General features: G+C 63.2%; 22 protein-coding genes and 1 pseudogene. 10 read left to right on the forward strand and 13 right to left on the reverse strand.

The window, feature by feature from the left end:
- Positions 1–96: 96 nt before the first annotated feature.
- Positions 97–1038: a nucleoside hydrolase gene (locus X738_RS49265; protein ID WP_023797452.1), complete on the forward strand. Its 942-nt coding sequence runs from the start codon at positions 97–99 to the stop codon at positions 1036–1038.
- 241 nt (positions 1039–1279) lie between these two features.
- Here X738_RS49265 and X738_RS49270 read toward each other — a convergent pair whose 3' ends face one another.
- The 5 genes from X738_RS49270 to X738_RS49290 form a co-directional block, all read right to left on the reverse strand.
- Complete coding sequence (locus X738_RS49270; protein ID WP_023797453.1) at positions 1280–1894, reverse strand: LysE family translocator; 615 nt, start codon at positions 1892–1894, stop codon at positions 1280–1282.
- Positions 1895–2003: 109 nt separating this feature from the next.
- Entirely contained in the window at positions 2004–3452 is a 1449-nt protein-coding gene (locus tag X738_RS49275; RefSeq protein WP_023797454.1) for an amidase, read from the reverse strand.
- A 5-nt stretch (positions 3453–3457) separates the two neighbouring features.
- Entirely contained in the window at positions 3458–4369 is a 912-nt protein-coding gene (locus tag X738_RS49280; RefSeq protein ID WP_023797455.1) for a ribokinase, read from the reverse strand.
- A gap of 146 nt (positions 4370–4515) precedes the next feature.
- On the reverse strand, positions 4516–5394 hold the full coding sequence (locus X738_RS49285) for a methylated-DNA--[protein]-cysteine S-methyltransferase (RefSeq protein ID WP_023797456.1): 879 nt from the start codon (positions 5392–5394) through the stop codon (positions 4516–4518).
- Between the two features lie 221 nt (positions 5395–5615).
- Positions 5616–6110 (reverse strand): DUF2244 domain-containing protein, encoded by a 495-nt coding sequence (locus tag X738_RS49290; protein ID WP_023797457.1) that lies wholly within the window; start codon positions 6108–6110, stop codon positions 5616–5618.
- 22 nt (positions 6111–6132) lie between these two features.
- Between X738_RS49290 and nth the strand changes: the two genes are divergently transcribed.
- The gene (nth, locus tag X738_RS49295; RefSeq protein WP_023797458.1) at positions 6133–6936 is read left to right on the forward strand and encodes an endonuclease III; all 804 of its coding nucleotides are present in this window, start codon (positions 6133–6135) and stop codon (positions 6934–6936) included.
- Here the strand turns inward: nth and X738_RS49300 are convergent.
- The gene (locus tag X738_RS49300; RefSeq protein WP_023797459.1) at positions 6930–7385 is read right to left on the reverse strand and encodes a DUF2214 family protein; all 456 of its coding nucleotides are present in this window, start codon (positions 7383–7385) and stop codon (positions 6930–6932) included. The genes nth and X738_RS49300 overlap by 7 nt on opposite strands.
- Between X738_RS49300 and X738_RS86780 the strand changes: the two genes are divergently transcribed.
- The gene (locus X738_RS86780; protein ID WP_245277591.1) at positions 7384–7722 is read left to right on the forward strand and encodes a YdeI/OmpD-associated family protein; all 339 of its coding nucleotides are present in this window, start codon (positions 7384–7386) and stop codon (positions 7720–7722) included. The genes X738_RS49300 and X738_RS86780 overlap by 2 nt on opposite strands.
- Before the next feature lie 242 nt (positions 7723–7964).
- Entirely contained in the window at positions 7965–8504 is a 540-nt protein-coding gene (locus X738_RS49305) for a GNAT family N-acetyltransferase (RefSeq protein ID WP_023797460.1), read from the forward strand.
- A 50-nt stretch (positions 8505–8554) separates the two neighbouring features.
- On the opposite strand, the gene X738_RS49310 is transcribed toward X738_RS49305, so the two are convergent.
- Positions 8555–9328, reverse strand: coding sequence for an IclR family transcriptional regulator (locus X738_RS49310; protein ID WP_031254195.1), 774 nt, complete (start codon positions 9326–9328; stop codon positions 8555–8557).
- 204 nt (positions 9329–9532) lie between these two features.
- Here X738_RS49310 and X738_RS49315 point away from each other — a divergent pair, with 204 nt between their 5' ends.
- The 5 genes from X738_RS49315 to X738_RS49335 all read left to right on the forward strand — a co-directional run bounded on the left by X738_RS49315 (position 9533) and on the right by X738_RS49335 (position 14769).
- On the forward strand, positions 9533–10510 hold the full coding sequence (locus X738_RS49315; protein ID WP_023797462.1) for a Bug family tripartite tricarboxylate transporter substrate binding protein: 978 nt from the start codon (positions 9533–9535) through the stop codon (positions 10508–10510).
- Between the two features lie 129 nt (positions 10511–10639).
- Positions 10640–11176, forward strand: coding sequence for a tripartite tricarboxylate transporter TctB family protein (locus X738_RS49320; protein ID WP_023797463.1), 537 nt, complete (start codon positions 10640–10642; stop codon positions 11174–11176).
- Between the two features lie 4 nt (positions 11177–11180).
- On the forward strand, positions 11181–12704 hold the full coding sequence (locus X738_RS49325; RefSeq protein WP_023797464.1) for a tripartite tricarboxylate transporter permease: 1524 nt from the start codon (positions 11181–11183) through the stop codon (positions 12702–12704).
- 15 nt (positions 12705–12719) lie between these two features.
- The gene (locus tag X738_RS49330) at positions 12720–13904 is read left to right on the forward strand and encodes a CaiB/BaiF CoA transferase family protein (RefSeq protein WP_023797465.1); all 1185 of its coding nucleotides are present in this window, start codon (positions 12720–12722) and stop codon (positions 13902–13904) included.
- Positions 13905–13917: 13 nt separating this feature from the next.
- The gene (locus X738_RS49335) at positions 13918–14769 is read left to right on the forward strand and encodes a citryl-CoA lyase (RefSeq protein ID WP_023797466.1); all 852 of its coding nucleotides are present in this window, start codon (positions 13918–13920) and stop codon (positions 14767–14769) included.
- Here the strand turns inward: X738_RS49335 and X738_RS49340 are convergent.
- The 6 genes from X738_RS49340 to X738_RS49360 all read right to left on the reverse strand — a co-directional run bounded on the left by X738_RS49340 (position 14745) and on the right by X738_RS49360 (position 20531).
- Entirely contained in the window at positions 14745–15254 is a 510-nt protein-coding gene (locus X738_RS49340) for an NUDIX hydrolase (RefSeq protein WP_023797467.1), read from the reverse strand. The two genes, X738_RS49335 and X738_RS49340, sit on opposite strands and share 25 nt — an antisense overlap.
- 127 nt (positions 15255–15381) lie before the next feature.
- On the reverse strand, positions 15382–15648 hold the full coding sequence (locus X738_RS49345) for a hypothetical protein (protein WP_084646721.1): 267 nt from the start codon (positions 15646–15648) through the stop codon (positions 15382–15384).
- Between the two features lie 136 nt (positions 15649–15784).
- Positions 15785–15973 carry a hypothetical protein gene (locus tag X738_RS0140605; protein ID WP_031254200.1) on the reverse strand — a complete coding sequence of 63 codons (189 nt, stop codon included), beginning with the start codon at positions 15971–15973 and terminating at the stop codon, positions 15785–15787.
- 26 nt (positions 15974–15999) lie between these two features.
- Positions 16000–17454, reverse strand: coding sequence for an HlyD family type I secretion periplasmic adaptor subunit (locus X738_RS49350; protein WP_084833615.1), 1455 nt, complete (start codon positions 17452–17454; stop codon positions 16000–16002).
- Positions 17451–19211 (reverse strand): type I secretion system permease/ATPase, encoded by a 1761-nt coding sequence (locus tag X738_RS49355; RefSeq protein WP_031254207.1) that lies wholly within the window; start codon positions 19209–19211, stop codon positions 17451–17453. The genes X738_RS49350 and X738_RS49355 overlap by 4 nt, the downstream gene beginning before the upstream one ends.
- Positions 19212–19289: 78 nt before the next feature.
- On the reverse strand, positions 19290–20531 hold the full coding sequence (locus X738_RS49360) for a CAP domain-containing protein (protein WP_023797472.1): 1242 nt from the start codon (positions 20529–20531) through the stop codon (positions 19290–19292).
- Between the two features lie 236 nt (positions 20532–20767).
- Here X738_RS49360 and X738_RS88960 point away from each other — a divergent pair.
- A pseudogene (locus tag X738_RS88960) lies at positions 20768–21092 on the forward strand (IS5/IS1182 family transposase); the annotation flags it as partial.
- Positions 21093–21109 lie beyond the last annotated feature (17 nt).

Raw genomic sequence — 21109 nt, forward strand, 5'->3', positions numbered from 1 at the left:
GCATTTTTCCCGATGGTCTTGATATGGTCCGCCCGGCGGTCGAGTTCAAGCCGTCAAAAGCCCCGCCCAAAAAGACTCCCTAAACAAGGAATTGAAATGCCCCAATCCCGCAAGATCATCATCGACACGGATCCCGGCCAGGATGATGCCGTCGCCATATTGCTGGCGCTCGGCAGCGCCGAGCTGGAGATCGTCGGCATGACCGCCGTCGCCGGCAACGTGCCGCTGAGACTCACCGAAAAGAATGCACGCAAGATCTGCGAGCTGGCCGGCCGGCCTGACATCAAGGTCTATGCCGGCGCCATCCGGCCGCTGGCGCGCGAACTGGTAACCGCCGAGGAGGTGCACGGCGAGACCGGGCTCAACGGACCGCAATTGCCCGAACCAACCATGGAGCTGCAGGCCCAGTACGCAGTAGATTTCATCGTCGAGACGCTGATGAAGGAAGAGAGCGGCACGATCACCCTGTGCGCACTCGGCCCGCTCACCAACATAGCGCTGGCGCTGATCCGCGAGCCGAACATTGCGCCGCGCATCAAGGAAATCGTGCTGATGGGCGGCGGCTTCTTCGAAGGCGGCAACGTCACCCCGACCTCCGAATTCAACATCTATGTCGACCCGCATGCCGCCGATGTCGTATTCAAATCCGGCATTCCGATCGTCATGATGCCGCTCGACGTCACCCACAAGGCGCTGACCACCGCCAAGCGCACCCAAGCCTACCGCAAGCTCGGCACCAGGGTCGGCACGGCCACGGCGGAGATGCTGGAATTCTTCGAACGATTCGACGAAGAGAAATACGGCACCGACGGCGGTCCGCTGCATGACCCTTGCGTCATCGCCTATCTGCTGAAACCCGAGCTGTTCAGGGGCCGCAACTGCAACGTCGCTGTGGAAACCGCCTCGGAACTCACCATGGGCATGACCGTGATCGACTGGTGGGGCGTGACCAAACGGCCGAGCAACGCCATGGTGATGCGCGACATCGACCACGATGCGTTGTTCGCGCTGCTGCTGGAAAGGCTGGGCCGGCTTTAGGGCCGCTTCCTTCTCCCCTCGTGGGGCCTTGTGGCCCGAAGGGCGGGCGAGGCCCGTGACTCGCCCCGGGCGGAGGATCTGCATGCAGCGCCGAGACGGTTGAGGGTGTTGGCCGGAGCGCTGTTGGTGCCAAGCTGGAACACCCCCTCATCCGGCCGCGGAGCCTGTCCTCGGGCTTTCCGGAGGCAAGACCCGTGGGCGGCCACCTTCTTCCACGAGGGGAGAAGGAAAAAAGTGCCGCTCACTTCGCCTTTGAAAATGCCAGCCACAGGCCGCCGCCGACCAGAAAACTGCCGCTTATCCGCGACAGCAGCTTGACGCGGCCGGCCGAAAGCAGGCGTCCGGCGCGGCCGGCGGCCAGCGCGTAGGTCGAATCCGATACGGCGGCAAAGATCATGGCGGTGAGGCCCATGACGCCGATCTGCAACCCATGGTTGCCGTCAGGGGCGATGAACTGCGGAAAGAAGGCGCCGAAGAACACCAGCGTCTTGGGATTGCTGATCGCCACCAGCAGGCCCTGCAGGAAGAAGCCGCCGCGCGGTGTCTTTGCCGATCCGTCGGCGTTCAGCTTGCCCTTGGAGCGGAACATCTGCACACCCATCCAGATCAGATAGGCGGCACCGATCAGCCTGACCCATTCGAACCAATGGCCCATTCCCGCGATCAAAGAGGTCAATCCGATGCCGACAATGGCGATCATGATCGCCAGTCCGGCCTGTGTGCCGGCGACGTTGGCGAGGCCGGCGCGAGAGCCATGGCGGATGCTGTTTGCGATGATCAGCGTGACCGTCGGTCCGGGTACCAGGATGATGACAAGGCAGGCGACGAGATAGGTGGCATAGAGTTCCAGCGACATGGTTTCCTCAACAGTATGCGGCTTTGCGACACGGCTGACCGCGATCAATGCATGACAGTAACGCGGGTGCAAGCCGGCAAGAGATGTCGCTGGCAATCTTGACCTGGATTTAGGCTCCAGCCAGCCACGGCAGCGTCGTCTCGTAGGCTGCCGCCGCTTTCAGCACGGCCATGTCGCCGCGCGGCCGCCCGATCAATTGCATGCCCATCGGCCTGCCGCTGCCATCGAAGCCGGCCGGTACACTGACCGCCGGGCAGCCGCCCAGCGTGGCGAGCGCTGACACCTGCATCCAGCGGTGATAGCTGTCCATGGCACGCCCGGCCACCTCCCTGGGCCAAGGAGTACCGACATCGAAGGGAAAAACCTGCGCAGTCGGCAGCGCGATCAGGTCGAAGCGGTCGAAGAGTGACAGCAACGTTCGATGCCAGGACGAGCGCCTCACCGTGGCGGCGTGGATTTGCGGTGCCGTGAGTTGCAGCGCCTGTTCCACCTCCCACACGGCCTCCGGCTTCAGAAGAGCGCGTTTCAAGGGATCGTCGTAATGTGCCTTGAGCGCACAACCGCTGCTCGCCTGGCGCAGCGTCACGAAGGCCTGCCACAGCGCTTCGAAATCGACATCCGGCACCAGCGCTTCGGTCTGAAAGGATGCCGCGGCGAACCGGCCGAGAGCGGCCTCGCAAAGACTAAGGATGCCGGGTTCGACCGGCAGATGACCACCGAGATCGCCGAGCCAGGCGATGCGGCCGCCGGCCGTCGGCGTTTGCAGTCCCTGCAGGAAGCAGCCCTGTTTGTGATGCGAGAGCGGCGCGCGAGGGTCGTAGCCAGCCTGCTCGTCGAGCAGCAACGCCATGTCGCGCACGCTGCGGCCCATCGGTCCTTCGACGCCCATCTGGGCGTGGAAGACGTCAAGCTCGGGGCCGGCCGGGACAAGTCCCTGCGACGGACGGAAGCCATAGACGTTGTTGTAGGCGGCCGGGTTGCGCAGCGAGCCGCCAAAGTCGCTGCCGTCGGCGACAGGCACCATGTCGAGCGCCAGTGCGACCGCCGCGCCGCCGCTCGAGCCGCCGGCGGTTAAAGCCGGGTCGAAAGCATTGAGTGTCGGGCCGAACACCGTGTTGTAGGTATTGGAGCCCAGGCCGAATTCGGGAACGTTGGTCTTGCCGATGATGATGGCGCCGGCCTTGCGGATGCGCTCGACGAAATAATCGTCTTCCTGCGGCACGAAATCGGCAAAGATCGGCGAGCCGAAGCTGGTCCTGAGGCCCATGGTCTGCGCGAGATCCTTGATGGCGATCGGCAGGCCGAACAGCGGTCCGGCATGCCCAGCATGCGCCAGATGGGCGTCTGCCCTGTCGGCCTCGCGCAAGATGTCGGCACGGTCGCGCAGCGAGACGATGGCATTGACCAGCGGGTTTACCGCGTCGATCCGGTCGAGGAATGCCGTCGCCACCTCGCGCACCGACAACCGCCTGCGCCGGATCGCCTCGGCAAGATCCACGGCGGACAGGCGGCAGATATTGCCGGCAGGCGGCGCGGCGTGTTTTGTGGCCGGACGCATGGCTCTCACCTGGCTGGCGTGTTTTGGAGCGCCGCCTCGACGTCCTTCGCTAGTGGGATCGCCGGCTGGGCGCCGGGCTTCAGGCAAGCGAGCGAAGCAGCGGCTGCAGCACGGGCGAGCGCCTGGTCGAGCGGCAGGCCGGATGACAGCCCGGCGGCGAAATAGCCGCAGAACGTGTCGCCGGCGCCAACCGTATCGACCGGAGTGACGTTCAACGCCGGAACCATCAGGAGATCGGCTGGCGTGGCGGCCAGAACGCCGTCACCGCCGAGCGTGACGACGATTGTGCGACCGGTCGTCCCCGCGAAATCGCGCATCCGCGCCGGGCGATCGCGGCCGCTCAGCGACAGCGCCTCGCCATAGAGGTCGAATTCGGTTTCGTTGGCGACGACATAGTCGGCCTTGCCGAGGAAGGCGGCCGCCTCTGCGCGGAACGGTGCCGTGTTGAGCACGGTAACCGCGCCTGCCGCCCGTGCTGCGTCCAGTGCTGCATCGACAGTCTGCAGCGGGATTTCCTGCTGCAGGAGCACGACATCGCCCTTCTTCATGAAAGCCTTGGAGAGGTCGCCTGTGACGACCGAATCATTGGCGCCCGGCACCACGGCAATGACATTCTCGCCGTCGTCGGCGACCATGATCAAGGCCGTGCCGGTCGAGGCGAAGGTTTCACCGACACCGGACAGGTCGACCTTGCCGTCCCGCAACAGCGCCAGCGCTTCGGTGGCGAAATTGTCCTTGCCGACCGCGCCGACCATGCGCACCTTGGCGCCGGCACGCGCGGCGGCCAGCGCCTGGTTGGCGCCCTTGCCGCCGGGTGCGGTGGCGAAACCGGAGCCACGGACCGTCTCGCCCGGTGCGGGCAAGCGGTTGACATTGGCGATAAGGTCGAGGTTGATCGAGCCGACAACGATTATCAAGTGGTGCCTCCCTGCTGACTGCGGGAAGCTACTCCGTAAGGCCGCCGCTTGCCAGACCGCGCGATCTAATCGCGTCAGGTCTGAACGCGCTTCTCAGCGCAACTCCAGGCGTCGGCGGTGCCGACATCGACAATTGGCGCGCGATTTCAGGATCCGACCTGTCCCGCTTCCCAGCCAAGGATGGCGCGTTTGCGCGTCAGGCCCCAGTGGTAGCCTGTGAGCGCGCCGGACTTGCCGAGAGCCCGGTGGCACGGCACCACGAACGACATCGGATTGGCGCCAACCGCGGCACCCACCGCCCGGCTGGCGCTCGGTGCGCCGATGCCGGCGGCGATCGAGGAATAGGTGCAGGCCTTGCCCATCGGGATGCGCAGCAGGGCCTCCCAGACGCGGACCTGGAAGTCGGTGCCGATCAAGACGACGCGCAGCGGCTGGTCGGCGCGCCACAGTGCCGGGTCGAAGATGCGCGCCGAATAGGGCGCCGTCGCGGCCATGTCCTCGACATAGTTTGCGTTCGGCCAGCGGCCGGACATGTCGACAAAGGCTGCGCGCTCGTCGCCGGCATCGCTAAAGGCGAGGCCGGCAAGCCCACGATCTGTGACCATGATCAGGGCGATGCCGAAAGGCGAGATATGATAGCCGTAGCGGATCGTCAGCCCGGCGCCGCGCGTCTTGTAGTCGCCCGGCGACATCGCCTCGTGGGTGACGAAAAGGTCGTGCAACCGGCCGGGGCCTGACATGCCGACCTCGAAAGAAGCCTCGAGCAGCGGCATGCCGGAATCGAGCAGTTTGCGCGCATGGTCGAGCGTGACCGCCTGCAGAAACGCCTTGGGCGACAGGCCGGCCCAGCGAGTGAAGAGCTTCTGCAACCCGGTCGGCGTCTCGCCGACTTCCTCCGCCAATATTTCGAGCGACGGCTGGTCACGATAGTCAAGGCTGATCTTCTCGATCGCGCGCCGAACAACTTCGTAGTCACCGCCTTCGGGTGTGATGTCTTTCTTCAGAATAGCTGTCTGTGCGTTCATCGGGCCATCTCCTTGATCGTGAATATCGTCCTTCGCGGCTCCGATCACCACCCGAAACTTGCCTTCTCGTCATGTGCATCCAGATAGATCTGGCTTCGAGCAAGGAGCCGACGAGGGCTGGCGAAAACGTGCATCCCACCAAGGAGAAGTAGACGCTGCCGATTGCCGTTTATGGCAAGGCACCGCAGAACCGGTTCGCGAACGAGGCGGTTCGCTCACATTCAGCGCGCTTTCGCGGTCGCCAGGGCGCGCGAAAAGGCTGACGCAAAGCTCTCGCGGTCATCGGGATTGAGGAAGCCGCCGATCGGCACATTCTGGCCTTGTGCTTCCACCGCCATCCTGGTGATGCCGATTTCGGCGTGGCGGGCGACCGAAAAACGCGCCCAGAACGGATTGAAGCGATGGGCTTCCGATTTGCCTGATGGCGCGGTCTTGCGGATGTCGAGGCTGGTGCGCGAGACCGACACTTCCTCACGGGCGCGGGCGGCACGATAATTGGCGCGAAAGGCGATGTAGACGGCGATGACGTCGAGACCCAGGAAGCCGAACACCGGCCAGGCGCCGCGCGACAGGAAAAACGCTCCGGTGACCAACGAGCCGAACAGCAGAGCGCCCATCAGGATGGCAAAGCCGGTTTTGCCCAGCGACCGATGCGGTATCAGCAACGCCTGGAAGAATGGCTCGTCGGCCTGATATGAGGCGTTTGTGTCGCTCATGCCGGGATATTATAGGAAGGGAATGACGAGCCCCAAGTCCAAAAAATCCTCTACACCCAAAAATGAATTGCTCCCCGGCCGACGCGACGGCGCGAACGCCAAACCGCGTGCCCGGCCGGTGCGGTCCGATTCGCGCTACAGCCCGGCCGAAGTGCACGAGATTTTCCGACGCTTTTCCGTTCAGCGGCCCGAGCCGAAGGGCGAACTCGAACACATCAACGCCTTCACGCTGCTGGTGGCGGTGGTGCTTTCGGCACAGGCGACCGATGTCGGCGTTAACAAGGCAACGCGGGCGCTGTTCAAGGTCGCCGACACGCCGCAAAAGATGCTGGCTCTCGGCGAAGCCAAGGTCGGCGACTATATCCGCACCGTTGGGCTCTGGCGCAACAAGGCCAAGAACGTCATCGCGCTGTCGGAGGCGCTGATCCGCGATCATGGTGGCGAGGTGCCCGACGACCGCGATCAATTGGTCAAGCTGCCGGGCGTCGGGCGCAAGACCGCCAATGTCGTGCTCAACATGGCCTTCGGCCAGCACACCATGGCGGTCGACACGCATATCTTTCGCATCGGCAACCGGCTGCGGCTGGCGCCCGGCAAGACGCCGGAACAGGTCGAGCAGGGGCTGTTGAGGATCATTCCGGACGAATACATGCGCCATGCGCATCACTGGCTGATCCTGCATGGCCGCTATGTCTGCAAGGCGCGCAAACCGGATTGCCCGGTCTGTGTCATCGCCGACATCTGCAAGGCTGAGGAGAAGACGAATGATGTTCCGGCGCCGCTGGTCGAAATTGCGCCGCTCGAACCCGTAGGCGAAATTCAGTAGCCGTAGCCGCGCGCCATCGCCGCGGCGAAGACCGGGATCAGCAGGAAGATGAAGACTTCGGCGCGGACATAAGTTCGAACGGATGCAAGTTGTGCTGTCGGCACTTGAAAGCCGGGGCTGGCCGAGGCCTGCCTGCTCCAGGACGCAAAGCGGACCGTCGGGACGATCGACAGCAGGCCGACGGTGACGAAGGCCACCATCTTTGCCCAGAACGCCCAGTTGTAGACGTAGAATTCCCAACCCTTCAGGCCGTAGATGACGCGTCCGATGCCGACAACGATGATCAGCATGGCGATGATGCCGTAATGGCGATCGATGCCGACAAGCCGCCGAAGCGTCGCGGCGGGCAGATCGCCGCGGATCAGGACAAATTCGGCGCCGATGATGCCGGCCAGTGAAAACACCAGCAGATGATGAAAGATGGCAAGCAGAAGATCGGTGGTATCCATGCCCTTTTCCCTCCGTCGGACGGCACAGCGGACGCTGAATCAGTTTCGTGCGAAGGGTAGCATCGTTCGGCAAGAATCCCATGCCGGAGCTGGCGTTCGCGGCTACGTCCCTGCGTTGTTGACGCCAAATCCTGACAAACTAAATTTTGCCCATGACCAGGCTGAAACGCGCCTTGAACCCGATGCCGGACGACATTCGACCGCTTTGACAAAGCAAGGATTGATGACGGCCTATGATGACAGACCGGATTATCAGAAGAACGACTATCTCGGCTGGATCGCTCGTGCCAAACGCGCCGAGACAAGACACAAGCGGCCCAGATGCTGGACGAGTTGAAGCGCGGCGGCGTCTACATGAACATGCCGTGGCGCGGCTGAAATCGCGCTTGTCGGGTCACAGTTTCCCGCGGTCGAAGCGCCTCGACCTCGTTTCTCGCGCTGGAAGATGATCTGCCCTGTCCTGGCTCTTGTTGGACATTTGGGCGACATGCATGAGGCACCGGCAAAGAAACACTTTGAATTTGCGCATGATCGTTTCGGAGGCGGTTTTTCGGCGATCGTGCGCCGCGAGGCAGAGTTATGGGAATTCCAGGAGCAGCCAGTGCACCGGTCATCGAGACGAAGCGAACCATCTTGCGGCCACACCAGCTCGATGATTTCGATGCCTATGTTGCCATGTGGGCCGATCCGGACGTCACCCGCTTCATCGGCGGCAAGCCGCGCACGCGCGAGGAAAGCTGGATGCGCTTCCTGCGTCATGCCGGCCTGTGGTCGCTGCTGGGCTACGGCTTCTGGGCGATCGAGGACAAGGCATCCGGCCGTTTCATCGGCGAGGCCGGTTTCCACGATCTGAAGCGCGACATGGTGCCGTCGATCGAAGGCGTTCCGGAAGCCGGTTGGGCGCTGGCCCCGAGCGCACATGGCCAAGGGTTCGCCAGCGAAGTCGTCGGACGGGCTCTCGCCTGGGGCGACGAGGCATTCGGGCGCGCAAGGACGGTCTGCATCATCGATCCGGAAAACACCGCTTCGCTGAGCGTCGCGGCCAAATGCGGCTACAGCGAAGTGTTGCGGACCACCTATCACGACGATGCGACGATCCTGCTGGAACGGCAGCCCTAGCGGTTGCGGCCTGTCATCCGGTGGTTCTGATCGGGCCGAATCGAGGCTTTCTAGGCCTGCCGCTTCAGCACCGGGCCTTCCGCTTCGGCCTTTAGGGCCGCCTGTTCTAGCATCGAGGCGTCTTCGCCGAAAGCGCGGGTGGCGCGCGCGGCCGCCTCGATCAGCGGATTTTTCATGCGCTGTAGAAAGGCCGCGTCGACGCGCGTGCTCGGGCCGGACAGCGTCAACGCACCGAGCAGGGTGTGCCCCGGCCCGAACACTGGTGCCGAGACGCCCGCCGTCTCGGGGTCGCGATCGCCGACCGACAAACAATGGTAGGTTTTGCGGATCGTCTCGTATGGTTCGCCCTGCTGACCGGAAAACGCCGCAAGCACGCGGCCGCCTGTGCCGGCCAGCAGGGGCAGCACGTCGCCTTCCCGGATGGTGTAGCGGATGGGATGCTTGGACTCGACGCGGTAAAGACAGGTGCGCACGTCGCCCGAACGGACATAGAAGGCGACGCTTTCCCAGCTTCGCTCGGCCAGATCGCGCATGATCGGCAGCAGGATGTCGATCGCCACCACCGAACGCTGGTATAGGGCGCCCAGCCGAAAGGTGGCAGGGCCGACACGGTAGCGGCCGTCGTCGAGACGCTCCAGCAATTGCCCGCGCAGCAACGAGTTCGCCAGCCTCAGGATCGTGCTCTTGTAGAGGCCGGTGCGCGCCGCGATTTCGGCCAGGCTGAGCGAACGGTCGGCAGCAGCGAAAGCATCGAGGATGGCGATCGCTCGGTCGAGCGCGGCAACGCCGTTGGTCGACGCAGGCTTGGTTTGTGTTACGGTTATCCGCTTGACCACGTCGTTCCGTTCCCAGTTGGACAGAAGGGCCGATCGGAACAATTGTGCCGCATCCGGACAGTTCTGTCCAGCAGAATGCCATTCCGGTTGACAGAACGATGCAAAGACTGCATGAATTTTTGTCGAGCGGGTCTGAATTCAGGCTACGTTGCTGGCAGGCACCGGAGGAGGTGTCGTGATTGGAGGAATCCCATGCTGAACAGACGCAGATTTTTAACGAGCACCGCCGCTGCCGGCGCCGCCGGTTTCGCAGCGTTGCATCTCTCGCCCGCTTTCGCGCAGGACGCACCGCAGATCCAGATCTTTGTGCCGGCAGCGCCCGGCGGCGGCTGGGACCAGACGGCGCGCACGATGGACCAGGTGCTGCGCAGTGAGAAGCTGATCTCCGGTTCGCAGATCACCAATGTCGGCGGCGCCGGCGGCACAGTCGGCCTGCCGCAATTCATCAGCCAGTGGAACGGCAAGGGCAATTCGCTGATGGTTGCCGGCATGGTCATGGTTGGCGCTATCATCGCCAACAAATCGGCCAACAATCTCACCGAGGTCACGCCGATCGCCCGCCTCACCGGCGAATTCGAGGCGCTGGTGGTGCCGGCGGCCTCGCCGTTCAAGACAGCAGCGGATTTCGTCGCCGCCCTCAAGGCCGATCCGACCAAAGTGCCGGTGGCAGGCGGTTCGGCCGGCGGTTCGGACCACATATTGTTCGGCCTTATCGCCAAGACGGCCGGTGTTCCGGCAGCCAACCTCTCCTACGTGCCGTTCGCCGGCGGCGGCGAGGCATTGTCAGCGCTTCTCGGCAACCAGGTCGCGGCCGGCATCTCCGGCTATGGCGAGTTCTCCGAACAGGTCAAGGCAGGCGCGCTTCGGCTGCTCGCCATTTCCGCGGACAAGCGCCAGGAAGGCATCGACGCACCGACGATGAAGGAATCCGGCATCGATGTTGAACTGTTCAACTGGCGCGGCGTCTTCGCACCGCCGGGCGTTTCCGACGCCGACAAGGCGGCGATGATCACGCTGGTCGAGACGATGGCCAAAAGCGAAGCCTGGGCCACCGAATGCAAAAACCGCAACTGGACGCAGATCCTGCTCACCGGCGACGACTATGCGAAATTTCTCACCGAAGACACGGCTCGGATCGCAGCCATCCTCAAGGACCTCGGCCTTGCCTGATGTCCCCGGAGAGGGGCGGTCCGCACTGCCCCTTTCCGATGTTCGCCAGCCGCATGGACATAGGATCCGGCGCGAGTGAAACTGCGATGAGGTCGGCCGTGGGAGACCGGCTATCCAGGGAGGACGATCATGAGCACCAGCGACCAGCAGGCGGCGCGGCCGCGCCTTGCCGTGCCCGAATTGCTGATCGGCATCGGGCTTCTTGCCTGCGCCGGCGCAGTGGCCTGGCAGACGCTGTCGATTCCGGTGTCGCCGCTCTACTCCAAGGTCGGCCCGACCGTCTTCCCCTACATCACCATGGTCGGCATGACGATCCTTTCCCTGCTGCTGATCGTCGCCGCATTGCGGGGCGGCTGGCAGCCGGAAGAAGAAAAGGAAACCCCGACCGACTGGAAGGCGATGGGCATCGTCGCCGTCGGACTGGTCGCGAATCTTGTTCTGATCCAGCCGCTTGGCTTCACCGCAGCCTCGGTGATCATGTTCGTTCTCATCTGCCACGGATTCGGCAGCAGACATCCGCTGCGTGACGTGCTGCTCGGCCTGATCCTGGCGCTTGCCGCCTATTTCGGCTTCGCCAGGGCGCTCGGCGTCAACATCGGCGCCGGCTTCATCGAGAACCAGCTGAACACGGGTCTCGATTCGATTATCCGTATGTTGAGAGGCTGAAGCCATGGAAACGCTTGGCCATCTCGCGCACGGATTTTCGGTCGCTTTCACGCCGGTCAATCTCATGTGGTGCCTGCTCGGTACGACACTGGGGACAGCGATCGGTGTGCTGCCCGGCCTCGGACCTGCGCTGACCATCGCCCTGCTTTTGCCGATCACCTACCAGGTGGCGCCGGAAGCGTCCTTCATCCTGTTTGCCGGCATCTATTACGGCGCCATGTATGGCGGTTCGACGACATCGATCCTGCTCAACACGCCGGGTGAAAGCGCGACCATCGTCACTGCGCTGGAAGGCAACAGGATGGCCCGTTCCGGCCGCGGCGGCGCGGCACTTGCCACTTCGGCGATCGGCTCCTTCGTCGCCGGTACACTCGGCACGCTGGGCGTCGCCTTCCTGGCCCCGGTCGTCGTCAAATTCGCGCTGTCCTTCGGCCCGGCCGAATATTTCTCGCTGATGGTGCTGGCCTTCATCACGGTTTCGGCGGTGCTCGGCTCGTCGTCGGTGCGCGGCCTGACCAGCCTGTTCGTCGGCTTCGTCATCGGCATGATCGGCGTCGACCTGCAGACCGGGCAACCGCGCTTCACCTTCGGCATGAGCCAATTGCTCGATGGCGTCGACGTGATCGTCGTCGCCGTCGGCCTCTTTGCGGTCGGCGAGACGTTCTACATGGCCTCGCGCCGCTATGCCGGCAAGGACGAGATCGTGCCGCTGAAGGGCTCGCTCTACATGACGGCGGCCGAATGGGCACGCTCGTGGAAGGCTTGGCTGCGCGGCGCCCTGCTCGGCTTCCCGATCGGCGCGCTGCCGGCCGGCGGCGCCGAAATCCCGACCTTTCTGTCCTATGCAATCGAGAAAAAGCTCTCCAAACGCAAGGAGGAGTTCGGCACGGTCGGCGCCATCGAAGGCGTTGCCGGGCCGGAAGCCGCCAACAACGCATCGGCCGCCGGCGTGCTGGTGCCGATGCTGACGCTTGGGTTGCCGACCTCGGCGACGGCCGCGATCATGCTGTCGGCCTTCCAGAGCTATGGCATCAATCCCGGGCCGATGCTGTTCATGACGCAGGCCAATCTGGTCTGGGGGCTGATCGCCAGCCTGTTCATCGCCAACATCATTCTCGTCATCCTCAACCTGCCGCTGATCGGGTTGTGGGTGCGGCTGCTGAAAATCCCGGCGCCGCAGCTCTATGCCGGCATCCTGGTGTTCGCCACGGTCGGCACCTACGGTATTTCTCAGTCGCCGACCGACCTCGTCATCCTCTATCTGCTCGGCGGGGCCGGATTCCTGATGCGGCGCTTCGATTTTCCTACGGCGCCGGTCATCATCGGCATGATCCTGTGGCCGCTCGCCGAAACGCAGTTCCGCCGCGCGATGACCATCTCGAACGGCGACTGGTCGGTGTTCTACAAACATCCCCTGTCGCTGACGCTGCTGACGCTGGCGTTCATCGGGCTGATCGGGCCGCATATCTACGCTTACATCGAACGCCGGCGCATGCGTGGACCGGAACACGTGCCGGGCGATGCTTGACCTGTTTGTGACATCATGACCGATCTGCTGTCCGGCATCCGCGTCCTCGACCTGACCAATGTTCTGGCCGGCCCCTACTGTGCCTATCAGCTGGCGCTGCTCGGGGCCGATGTGATCAAGGTCGAGGCGCCGCAAGGCGGCGATCTGGCGCGCCAGCTCGGCGGCTCGCCGGAACTCAACAGCACCGGCATGGGCGCTTCATTCCTGGCGCAGAACGCCGGCAAACGATCGGTCGTGCTCGATCTCAAGAAAGAGGCCGATCGCGGACGCTTCCTCGATCTGGTCGCCTCCGCCGACGCGCTGGTCGAGAATTTCCGCCCCGGCGTGATGGATCGGCTGGGGCTCGGCTATGCCAGGCTGAAAGAGGTCCGCCCCAGTCTTGTCTATTGCGCGATTTCGGGCTTCGGCCAGACCGGGCCGATGCGCGACAATCCGGCCTATGACCAGATCATCCAGGGTCTTTCGGGCATCATGAGCATCACCGGCACAGCGCAGACCGCGCCGCTGCGTGTCGGTTATCCCGTCGCCGACACGCTGGGTGGGCTGGTCGGGGCGTTCGCCATCACGGCGGCACTTGTGAAGCAGAAGACGACAGGCGAGGGCGCTTTCCTCGACGTGTCGATGCTCGAATGCACGCTTTCCGCGCTGGGCTGGCCGGTCTCCAACTATCTGACGGCAGGCGTCGAGCCGCAGCCGATGGGCAACGAGAACATGACGGCGGCACCTTCCGGCACGTTTCGCACCGGCGACGGTCTGCTCAACATCGCCGCCAACAAGCAGGAGCAGTTCGTCACGCTCTGCCGGCTGGTCGGGCTGCCGGAGCTGGCGTCGGACCCGCGCTTTGCCGAGCGCGAGACGCGCAAGCGCAACCGCATCGCCTTGAAGGCGCTGATCGAGGATGCCCTGGCGAACAACTCGGCCGCAGCCTGGGAGGAGACGCTCAATCGCGCAGGCGTGCCGGCGGGCAGGGTGCTGACCATCCCGCAGGTGCTGGCCGAGCAGCAGGTGATCGAGCGCGAGATGACCGCCCGCTTCGATGGCATGCCGAAGATGGACCGGCCGCTGACCGTCGTGCGCGGAGGGTTCATGGTCGACGGCGAAGCACCGTTGCCGACCAGGCCGCCGCCGGCGCTGGGCGAGCACATGGACGAGGTGTTTGCCAGTCTGCCGCCGCGCGTCAAGAAAAGGGCGCAGGCATGAGCGACGCGAGAACATGAGCAACGTTGAGAAAAAAACCGGCCGCGAGCGCGGTGAGGAATGGTGGCAGACCGATATCATCGAAATGCGCCCTGGCGTGATCCGGCTGCGTGGCTATGAGATCCAGGACCTGATCGGCCGCGTCAGCTTTCCGGCGATGATCTGGCTGATGCTGCGCGGCGAACTGCCTGGCGAGGAGCAGGCGGCGCTGCTCGGTATCGCGCTGGGGGCGGCCGTCGACCACGGGCCGCAGGCGCCGTCGATCGCCATTGCCCGCATGGCGGCCACCTGCGGCGTCGGCATCAACAGCGCCATGGCTTCAGCCATCAATGTGCTTGGCGACGTGCATGGCGGCGCCGGCGAGCAGGCGCTTGCCTTCTACGGCGACATCGCCGCGGCACTGGACGCAGGCGTGACGCTTGCCGATGCCGTCGCGTCGCGGCTCGATCGCTTCTTCGCCGAGGAAAAATCCTATGTGCCGGGGCTCGGCCATCGCTTCCACCCGGTCGATCCGCGGGCGCCGCGTCTCATCGAGCTGACCCGCGATTTTGCCGCGCGCGGCGTCGTCAGCGGACGTTTCGCCGACATCGCCGAGGCTGTCGAGGCCGAGGTCGCGCGGCGCAAGGGCAAGAAGATCCCGCTCAACATCGACGGCGCCACCGCCGTCATCTATGGCGAGCTCGGCTTTCCGCCGCCGCTGACACGTGGCCTTTTCGTGCTGTCGCGCTCGGTCGGCATCTTGGCGCATGCGTGGGAACAGTCGCAACAGAGCGACCGCAACAAAGGACCACTGCCGCGCGAATGGTTGTGGGCCTATACCGGCACGCCGGTCCGGTCTTTCCCTCAGGGAGAGGACGACGCCAAATGAGACCTTGGTTCAAGTTCGCCAGCGGGCGCTGGCTGGGGAATTTTCAAGTTCTTCAGCAGCGTTGAAAGTTCGGGCTCGTCGATAAGCACGGCTGCGTCTGCCGGCGCCAGCCATGCCCGCTGCCGCCTTTTGGCTTCCTGCCAGTTGGCCAGTTCCTCCGTCACCGCCAGCAGGTAGACGGTGACGTCGACGCGGACGAAGCGGTTCGTCAGCCGCTTCCAGTAGGAATAGGTGCCGGCCGGCTGCTTCAGCGTCTTGCCGAGGACGCCGGCTTCCTCCCGCGCTTCGATGGTGGCTGCCCTGCGCCCACTCTTGCCCTTCATCGGCCAGCCCTTGGGCACGATAAAGCGCCTTGTCGATATCGAGGTGACCAGCATCACCTCGACGCCGCCATGCCTGCCCAGCCGAAAGGGAATTGCCGCGACCTGGCGGATCCGCTCGCCCTTCCTCGCCTTGCGCACGACCTTCTTCTTGGTGGCTGCCATTGCCGACGATCCAATCAGGGCAGTGCCCAAGCGCAAAGGCACGTTGCGAAATCAAAACCGCCTTTGATGCTACTTTAAGTAGAGCGGCGTTCAAGCATATCGCTAAATAAATGAAAACGCCGGGCCATCAGCGGCAGACGCTGATGAAGCGGCTGCCCGATCGCCGCAACTGGCAAGTAGGCGCCATCTGCGGCACATCTGGCCGTTGCGGCACGACCACGCGATCCTGGGCACGGAACTGCTGTTGCTGCTGCTGAAATTGCTGCCGTCGAAGCCTGTTCTCCAGCATCTGCAATTCGCCTTGCAGGACCACGGTATTGCGATTGGCGGGAGCGACGTTCTGCGCGGAGACAGCCGCGCCCGACAGCATCGCTGTTGCCAGGGTTGCCGACATCAAGATCGTCGAAAGGCGAAGCGGCGACATCCATCCATTCCCTTACGAAACAGAACCTTGCGATTATATAGGGCGTTTGTCTGATGATGCCATGGATTAAAACCCCACGCCGGAGCGGAATTGGCTGACTAGCCAGTCAGGGCGCAAAGCCCGTCGACCGATGTGTGCTGGCAAAGGGCACCAATACGAGGCCGACGACAAGAAGCTGGAGGGCATCCTGCAGTTCCATGCCTTTCAGGCCTGGATTGGATAATTTGAACCGCAACATCGCACAGTTGAAAATCGCGGCACGGGCGGCGCTGCGTTCCCCGGAGCCTTTGGCCACGGCACGGCGATAGCCCAGCTGCGCGACTATTCGCGGAATGCGCGGCTGATCTGGTCGGTCAATGGCTTCATCAGAAACGAGATGACGGTGCGATCGGTCGTGCGCATGAACGCCTCCACCGGCATGCCCGGCTTGAGGCTTTCCGGATCCAACGAGCCAAGCTTGCCTTCGTCAAGCCTGATCCGCACGCTGTAGTAGGATAGTCCGTTCCGCTCGTCTTCGACGAGGTCGGGAGAAACCGTTGCTACATGTCCTTCGATTTCCGGCGTGACCTGCTGGCTGAACGCCGACAGCCGCAGATGGACAAGCTGGCCGGGCTGGACCTGATCGATGTCTTGAGGCGCGATGCGTGCGTCCACAGTCAATTCGTCAGCGGTCGGGACAATCATCATAATTGGCTCGCCGGTCGTGACGACGCCGCCGACCGTATGGATCGCAAGCTGATGCACCCGTCCGTTCTGGGGTGAACGAATATCGGTCTGTCTAAGCAATTCCTCCGCGGCGATCTTTCGCTCTGCCAATTCTGTGGTTCGAGCCTCCGTTTCGCGTAATTCTTTCGCGACCTCGCTGCGCCAATCCTGCTGGATCTGGATGATGGCCATTTCTGTTTCGCTGATTCTGCCGTTCGCTTCGGCCATCGCAGCGACGAGTTGGCCGCGCCCTCCCTCGATCTGAGCCTCGCCCCGCTCTAGGTCCAGGAGTCGCGACCGCTGGACGAGTTTCTTTTCCCAAAGGCCCCTGACGCCCTTGATCTCGTCGCGGACCAACGCAATCTCGTGCTCCTTGGCCGCCCTTTGTGCCTCGAGGCCCGCTATCTCCTCCTTGAGCTGGCTCACCCGTTGCCTGCGTTGCTCGATTTGGGCACGGTAAGCTCCCCGGCGCAAAGCGAAAAGTTTCTGCTCCCCGCCGATCACACGCGCCACATGTCCAACAGAGGAGCGGCTGGTGAGATCCTCGGAAAAGGCTATCGTCTCGGCACCCTCACGCTCCGCTGTGAGGCGTGCCTCCCGCGCCGAGAGTTCGTCCAGGGTATTGGTTATGACGGCGAGATTGGCGCGTGTAAGCGTGTCGTCGAGACGGAGCAAAATATCCCCTGCTCTGACTTCATCGCCGTTGCGCACGTTGATCTCACCCACAACGCCGCCGCTTGGATGCTGAACCGCCTTGACGTTGGATTCCACTGCGATATGGCCGGTAGCGATGACGGCGCCTGACAATTCCGTCGTTGCGGCCCATGCACCAAGGCCGCCGACAAGCAGCGCCACGGTTGCGGCGCCAAGAAGCATATACCGGCGAAGGGATAAGTCGTTCTGCGTCGGCTGCGATCGCACATCGGTAGGGAGGTTAGCCCGAACGAACAGCAGCCCGCCGATTTTGCCCTTGACGCCGGCCAGATGGCTCGCTCCGGCACGAATATGCGGAATCATCACCCTCACGCCGTTACGCGCGCCAAAGAACGATCGATCATGAAATAACGTCATCCTGATGCCTTTTCCTCCGGGGCAACTGCTTGAAGCGTTCCCACGGAGGCACTCCGCGTCGTGCCCCGGACGACCAGATCCCTCGCCCCAAATGCGTGCTGACGGCCGGAGTCGAGAACAAGTAAAAGGTCCACTGCCGCCAGGGCGCTTGGACGATGGGCGATTACGACAACCACGCCGTGCCGCTGTTTGACTGCAAGGATCGCCTGGGTCAAAGCCTGCTCGCCTCCAGCGTCCAGATTCGAGTTCGGTTCATCCAAAACAACGAGGAAAGGATCACCATAAAGCGCGCGGGCCAGTCCGATGCGCTGCCGCTGTCCTGCTGAAAGCGATGCGCCGCCCTCGCCGATCTCGGTCTGATATCCGCGAGGCAAGCGCAGGATCATTTCGTGCATGCCCGCGGTCTTGGCCGCCGCGATAATGGTTGCCGGATCCGGAGAAGGATCAAAGCGGGCAATGTTTTGAGCAATGGTGCCTGCGAAAAGTTCGACATCTTGCGGCAGATACCCGATGTGCCGCCCCAGTGCCTCAGCCGGCCACTGTTCGATGGCGGCGCCGTCCAGGCGGATTTTGCCGCGCGCTGCCGGCCAGACGCCGACGAGCGCCCGCGCCAGTGACGATTTGCCCGATGCACTCGGACCGATGACACCGAGCGCGGAGCCGGCGCTCAGCGAAAACGTAATGTCCTGTACAACAAAACGGCGCTCGCCTGGCGGAACGACGCCGATCCCTTCAACCGAGAGTTCGGTCCGCGGCGGCGGCAGCTGCAAGCGATCCTCTGTGGCGGGGAACTCCCTGAAAAGTTCGCTCAGCCGATGCCAGCCTTGTCTAGCGGCAAGAAAGTTCTTCCAGTGCGCAATTGCGAGTTCGACTGGCGCCAGCGCTCGCGCGGTGAGAATAGAACTTGCGATGATGATGCCAGGCGTGGCTTCCTGGCCGATCACCAAATACGCTCCGATCGCGAGAACGACTGATTGCAGCAGCATCCTAAAGCCGCGGGAGAGCGCGCCGAATGAACCCGTGACATCGCTGGCACGCATCTGCGCCTGCCTGTATTTGCCGTTTGCTTCCGCCCAGCGCGAGGCCATAGTGGATCTCATGCCCATCGCTTCGAGCACCTCGGCATTGCGGATGCTTGCCAGTGCGATATTGCTGCGCGCTCCGGCATATCCAGACATTTCAGTTGCTGGATGGCGGACCGTTTTCTCCGTGAGCACGGTCAATGCCAAAAGCAGGATCGCCCCAATCAGCGCAGCCAGGCCGAGCCAAGGATGGAAGGCAAAACAGAGCGCGAGATAAAGCGGCATCCACGGCAGGTCGAAAAGAGTGGCGGGACCACCGCTGGCCAGGAAACCGCCGATTTGATCGAGATCGCGCACCGGCTGCATGCCCTCGCCCGAACGGCCTCTGGCCAAGGGCAATTGGGACATCACGCGGTAGGTCCGCTCACTTAGGCGCTCGTCGAGTCCGCTGCCGATACGCGCCAGCACCCGGCCGCGGATCGCGTCGAGTGCACTTTGAAAAACAAATAGAATCGAAATCAGCAGGACCAGAGCCACCAGCGTCGGCACGCTACGGCTGGGCAGGACCCTGTCGTAGACCTGCAGCATAAACACCGAGCCGGACAACATCAGCACGTTGATAAGGCCGCTGAAAGCCGCCACCGCCAAAAAGGCGCGCCGGAAATGCGCCAGGCAGGCAGCCAATTCGGACTTCGCCCTCGGCGGGCGGAGCTTCTCTGAACCAGATTGTGACATTGATGTCCCCTCGATCAACCGCATGCGTCAGCAGGCGATGCGGGCCCATAACTGCAGGCCCGCATCGCCCGGCATTGGCTACGCGGCCTGATCGGCGATCACGCTGTTGTTATGCGCAGACAGTTGCTCGATGAGTTTCGCAGCCAGCGCGTCGGCATCGCCCGCTTGCGTATGTGCATACTCTGCCCAATCAAAAGCCGGTCTCGGATCGCCCGAATTTGCTAGCGCGGTCGACGCATTGTCCCGGACCTGCTCGATAGCGTCGTCGAGTTGGCCCCGAGCGTTCCCGAGTTGTGGAAACACGATGTTATCGCCGTCAAGCGCCACCTGTGCACCACTCTCCTTAGCCGTGCCAGGCGTTCCTTCAGCCTCCTCATGTTCGGCCAGGGTCTGGTCAGACCGGAAGTTTACGCCCTGTTTGCCGAAGAAGGTTGCAAGCCACTGGGAGCCAGAATTCGGCTGCCCAGAATCCGGCGGCGTGGTCGGGGCCGGTTCAGCTTGCGCCGTTGGTGTCGGGGCCGGCTCAGCTTGCGCCGTTGGCGTTGGTTCCTGCTGCGGCGCCGGATCGGAAACTGCCGCCGGTTCATCCTGAACGGCAGCGACGGCTCCCTGCTTCGGATCGACGAGATCGACTTTGACGTTCTTGCTCCCGACAGAGACGGTGCGCGTCGAAGCTTCGATGCCCGCTCCCGAGAAGGTTACTGTGTAGGTGCCGGGCTTGAGCGCGAGGTCGTAGCCGCCGGCGCCCATGGTCTTCGTCGTAAACGTCGCGCCCGTCGAACTCTTCGCTGTGATGGTGAGACCGGATAGACCTTCACCGGGATCGTAGAACCTATCCCCGTCCTTGTCGTCGATCGCCACACCGGTCAGGAACAGGTCTGATCCGGTCTTGGCGAAATTCTCCGCCACGAAACCGCTGGAGCGCCCCCGGTAATCGCCAACCTCGAATCCAAGACCTACCTCGCGGAAGTTCCCGTTGAGGATGTTGGCACGATGACCCGGGGAGTTCATCAGGTTGTTGTGCAGGAGCAGAATCTCGTCATTGTAGCCCGTCGGTGACCTGGTCGTAGCCCATGCGATGTTCTCTCCTGTCGCCCAGGAGCCCGTTAGGGTGTAGCCGGCAGCCTTCATACGCTGGGTGGGCGAGGACCCTCCCGACCCCGTGTGAGAAAAGGTGTCGGTTGCAAGCATCCATCTGCTGTGCCCCTCAGCCGCCTCGCTGAGATCATTATCGAAGGCCAGCGGCTGCACGCCGGCCTTAGCCCTCTCCGCGTTGATAAGTTCAAGTAGATATTGTTCATGTGCGCTATGTTGCGGCATTAGGTCGTCGCTCCACTGTTTCGTTTTTGGACGGTCCCGCCAAGATGTAGAATTTACCCAATCACGCTTGGTAAAAGCCGACTGTGGCTAACCTGCGGCAAGCAGCTGTTAACCATGATTTTGTTAAAGAGAATTTGTGGGGATGCGATAACACAAAATTTCATATTGTAATGCAACCAGCAAGTGTGACATTCAATTATGCGCGTTCTCGCGATGCGCGACGTGCGCGCCACGCCGTGACGAGTTGCGAGAGTGGCGGCCGCGGCTATGCCGCCGGCAAGAGGTCGGGCTCTCGTCATTTACCCGCATGCCGCCGGGATCCAGATCGGGACGGCGCCCGGTCCGGTCCCGAACGCCTCGCGTCGACCATTGCCATTAACCGAAGGTTGTGCGCCGATCCTGGACATCAGGGACCCGTGTGGCCGGGCCGTCTCGATCGCTGTCAAGATCGTTAAACGAAAAGCTGATCAAGTCGGCTTCGCCGTGCAACCGGGACGCTTGGTTGTGGAGCGCTGGATCAGCTGCAACAGGCGGCTGATGGTAGACGCGCGCCCCGCAGTGGGGTTAGACGGGCCCGC

This window comes from Mesorhizobium sp. L48C026A00 (assembly GCF_000502375.1).
Lineage (GTDB): Bacteria > Pseudomonadota > Alphaproteobacteria > Rhizobiales > Rhizobiaceae > Mesorhizobium > Mesorhizobium muleiense.

Coding starts and splice junctions, on each gene's coding strand:
- X738_RS49290 (WP_023797457.1), bottom strand. CDS start 6,110: ATGAGCGACACAAACGCCTCATATCAGGCCGACGAGCCATTCTTCCAG.
- X738_RS49305 (WP_023797460.1), top strand. CDS start 7,965: ATGGGAATTCCAGGAGCAGCCAGTGCACCGGTCATCGAGACGAAGCGA.
- X738_RS49355 (WP_031254207.1), bottom strand. CDS start 19,211: ATGTCACAATCTGGTTCAGAGAAGCTCCGCCCGCCGAGGGCGAAGTCC.
- X738_RS49350 (WP_084833615.1), bottom strand. CDS start 17,454: ATGACGTTATTTCATGATCGATCGTTCTTTGGCGCGCGTAACGGCGTG.
- X738_RS49285 (WP_023797456.1), bottom strand. CDS start 5,394: ATGAACGCACAGACAGCTATTCTGAAGAAAGACATCACACCCGAAGGC.
- X738_RS49300 (WP_023797459.1), bottom strand. CDS start 7,385: ATGGATACCACCGATCTTCTGCTTGCCATCTTTCATCATCTGCTGGTG.
- X738_RS49360 (WP_023797472.1), bottom strand. CDS start 20,531: ATGCCGCAACATAGCGCACATGAACAATATCTACTTGAACTTATCAAC.
- X738_RS49265 (WP_023797452.1), top strand. CDS start 97: ATGCCCCAATCCCGCAAGATCATCATCGACACGGATCCCGGCCAGGAT.
- X738_RS49270 (WP_023797453.1), bottom strand. CDS start 1,894: ATGTCGCTGGAACTCTATGCCACCTATCTCGTCGCCTGCCTTGTCATC.
- X738_RS49325 (WP_023797464.1), top strand. CDS start 11,181: ATGGAAACGCTTGGCCATCTCGCGCACGGATTTTCGGTCGCTTTCACG.
- nth (WP_023797458.1), top strand. CDS start 6,133: ATGACGAGCCCCAAGTCCAAAAAATCCTCTACACCCAAAAATGAATTG.
- X738_RS49345 (WP_084646721.1), bottom strand. CDS start 15,648: ATGTCGGCAACCCTGGCAACAGCGATGCTGTCGGGCGCGGCTGTCTCC.
- X738_RS49315 (WP_023797462.1), top strand. CDS start 9,533: ATGCTGAACAGACGCAGATTTTTAACGAGCACCGCCGCTGCCGGCGCC.
- X738_RS49330 (WP_023797465.1), top strand. CDS start 12,720: ATGACCGATCTGCTGTCCGGCATCCGCGTCCTCGACCTGACCAATGTT.
- X738_RS49320 (WP_023797463.1), top strand. CDS start 10,640: ATGAGCACCAGCGACCAGCAGGCGGCGCGGCCGCGCCTTGCCGTGCCC.
- X738_RS49275 (WP_023797454.1), bottom strand. CDS start 3,452: ATGCGTCCGGCCACAAAACACGCCGCGCCGCCTGCCGGCAATATCTGC.
- X738_RS86780 (WP_245277591.1), top strand. CDS start 7,384: ATGCCCTTTTCCCTCCGTCGGACGGCACAGCGGACGCTGAATCAGTTT.
- X738_RS49340 (WP_023797467.1), bottom strand. CDS start 15,254: ATGGCAGCCACCAAGAAGAAGGTCGTGCGCAAGGCGAGGAAGGGCGAG.
- X738_RS49335 (WP_023797466.1), top strand. CDS start 13,918: ATGAGCAACGTTGAGAAAAAAACCGGCCGCGAGCGCGGTGAGGAATGG.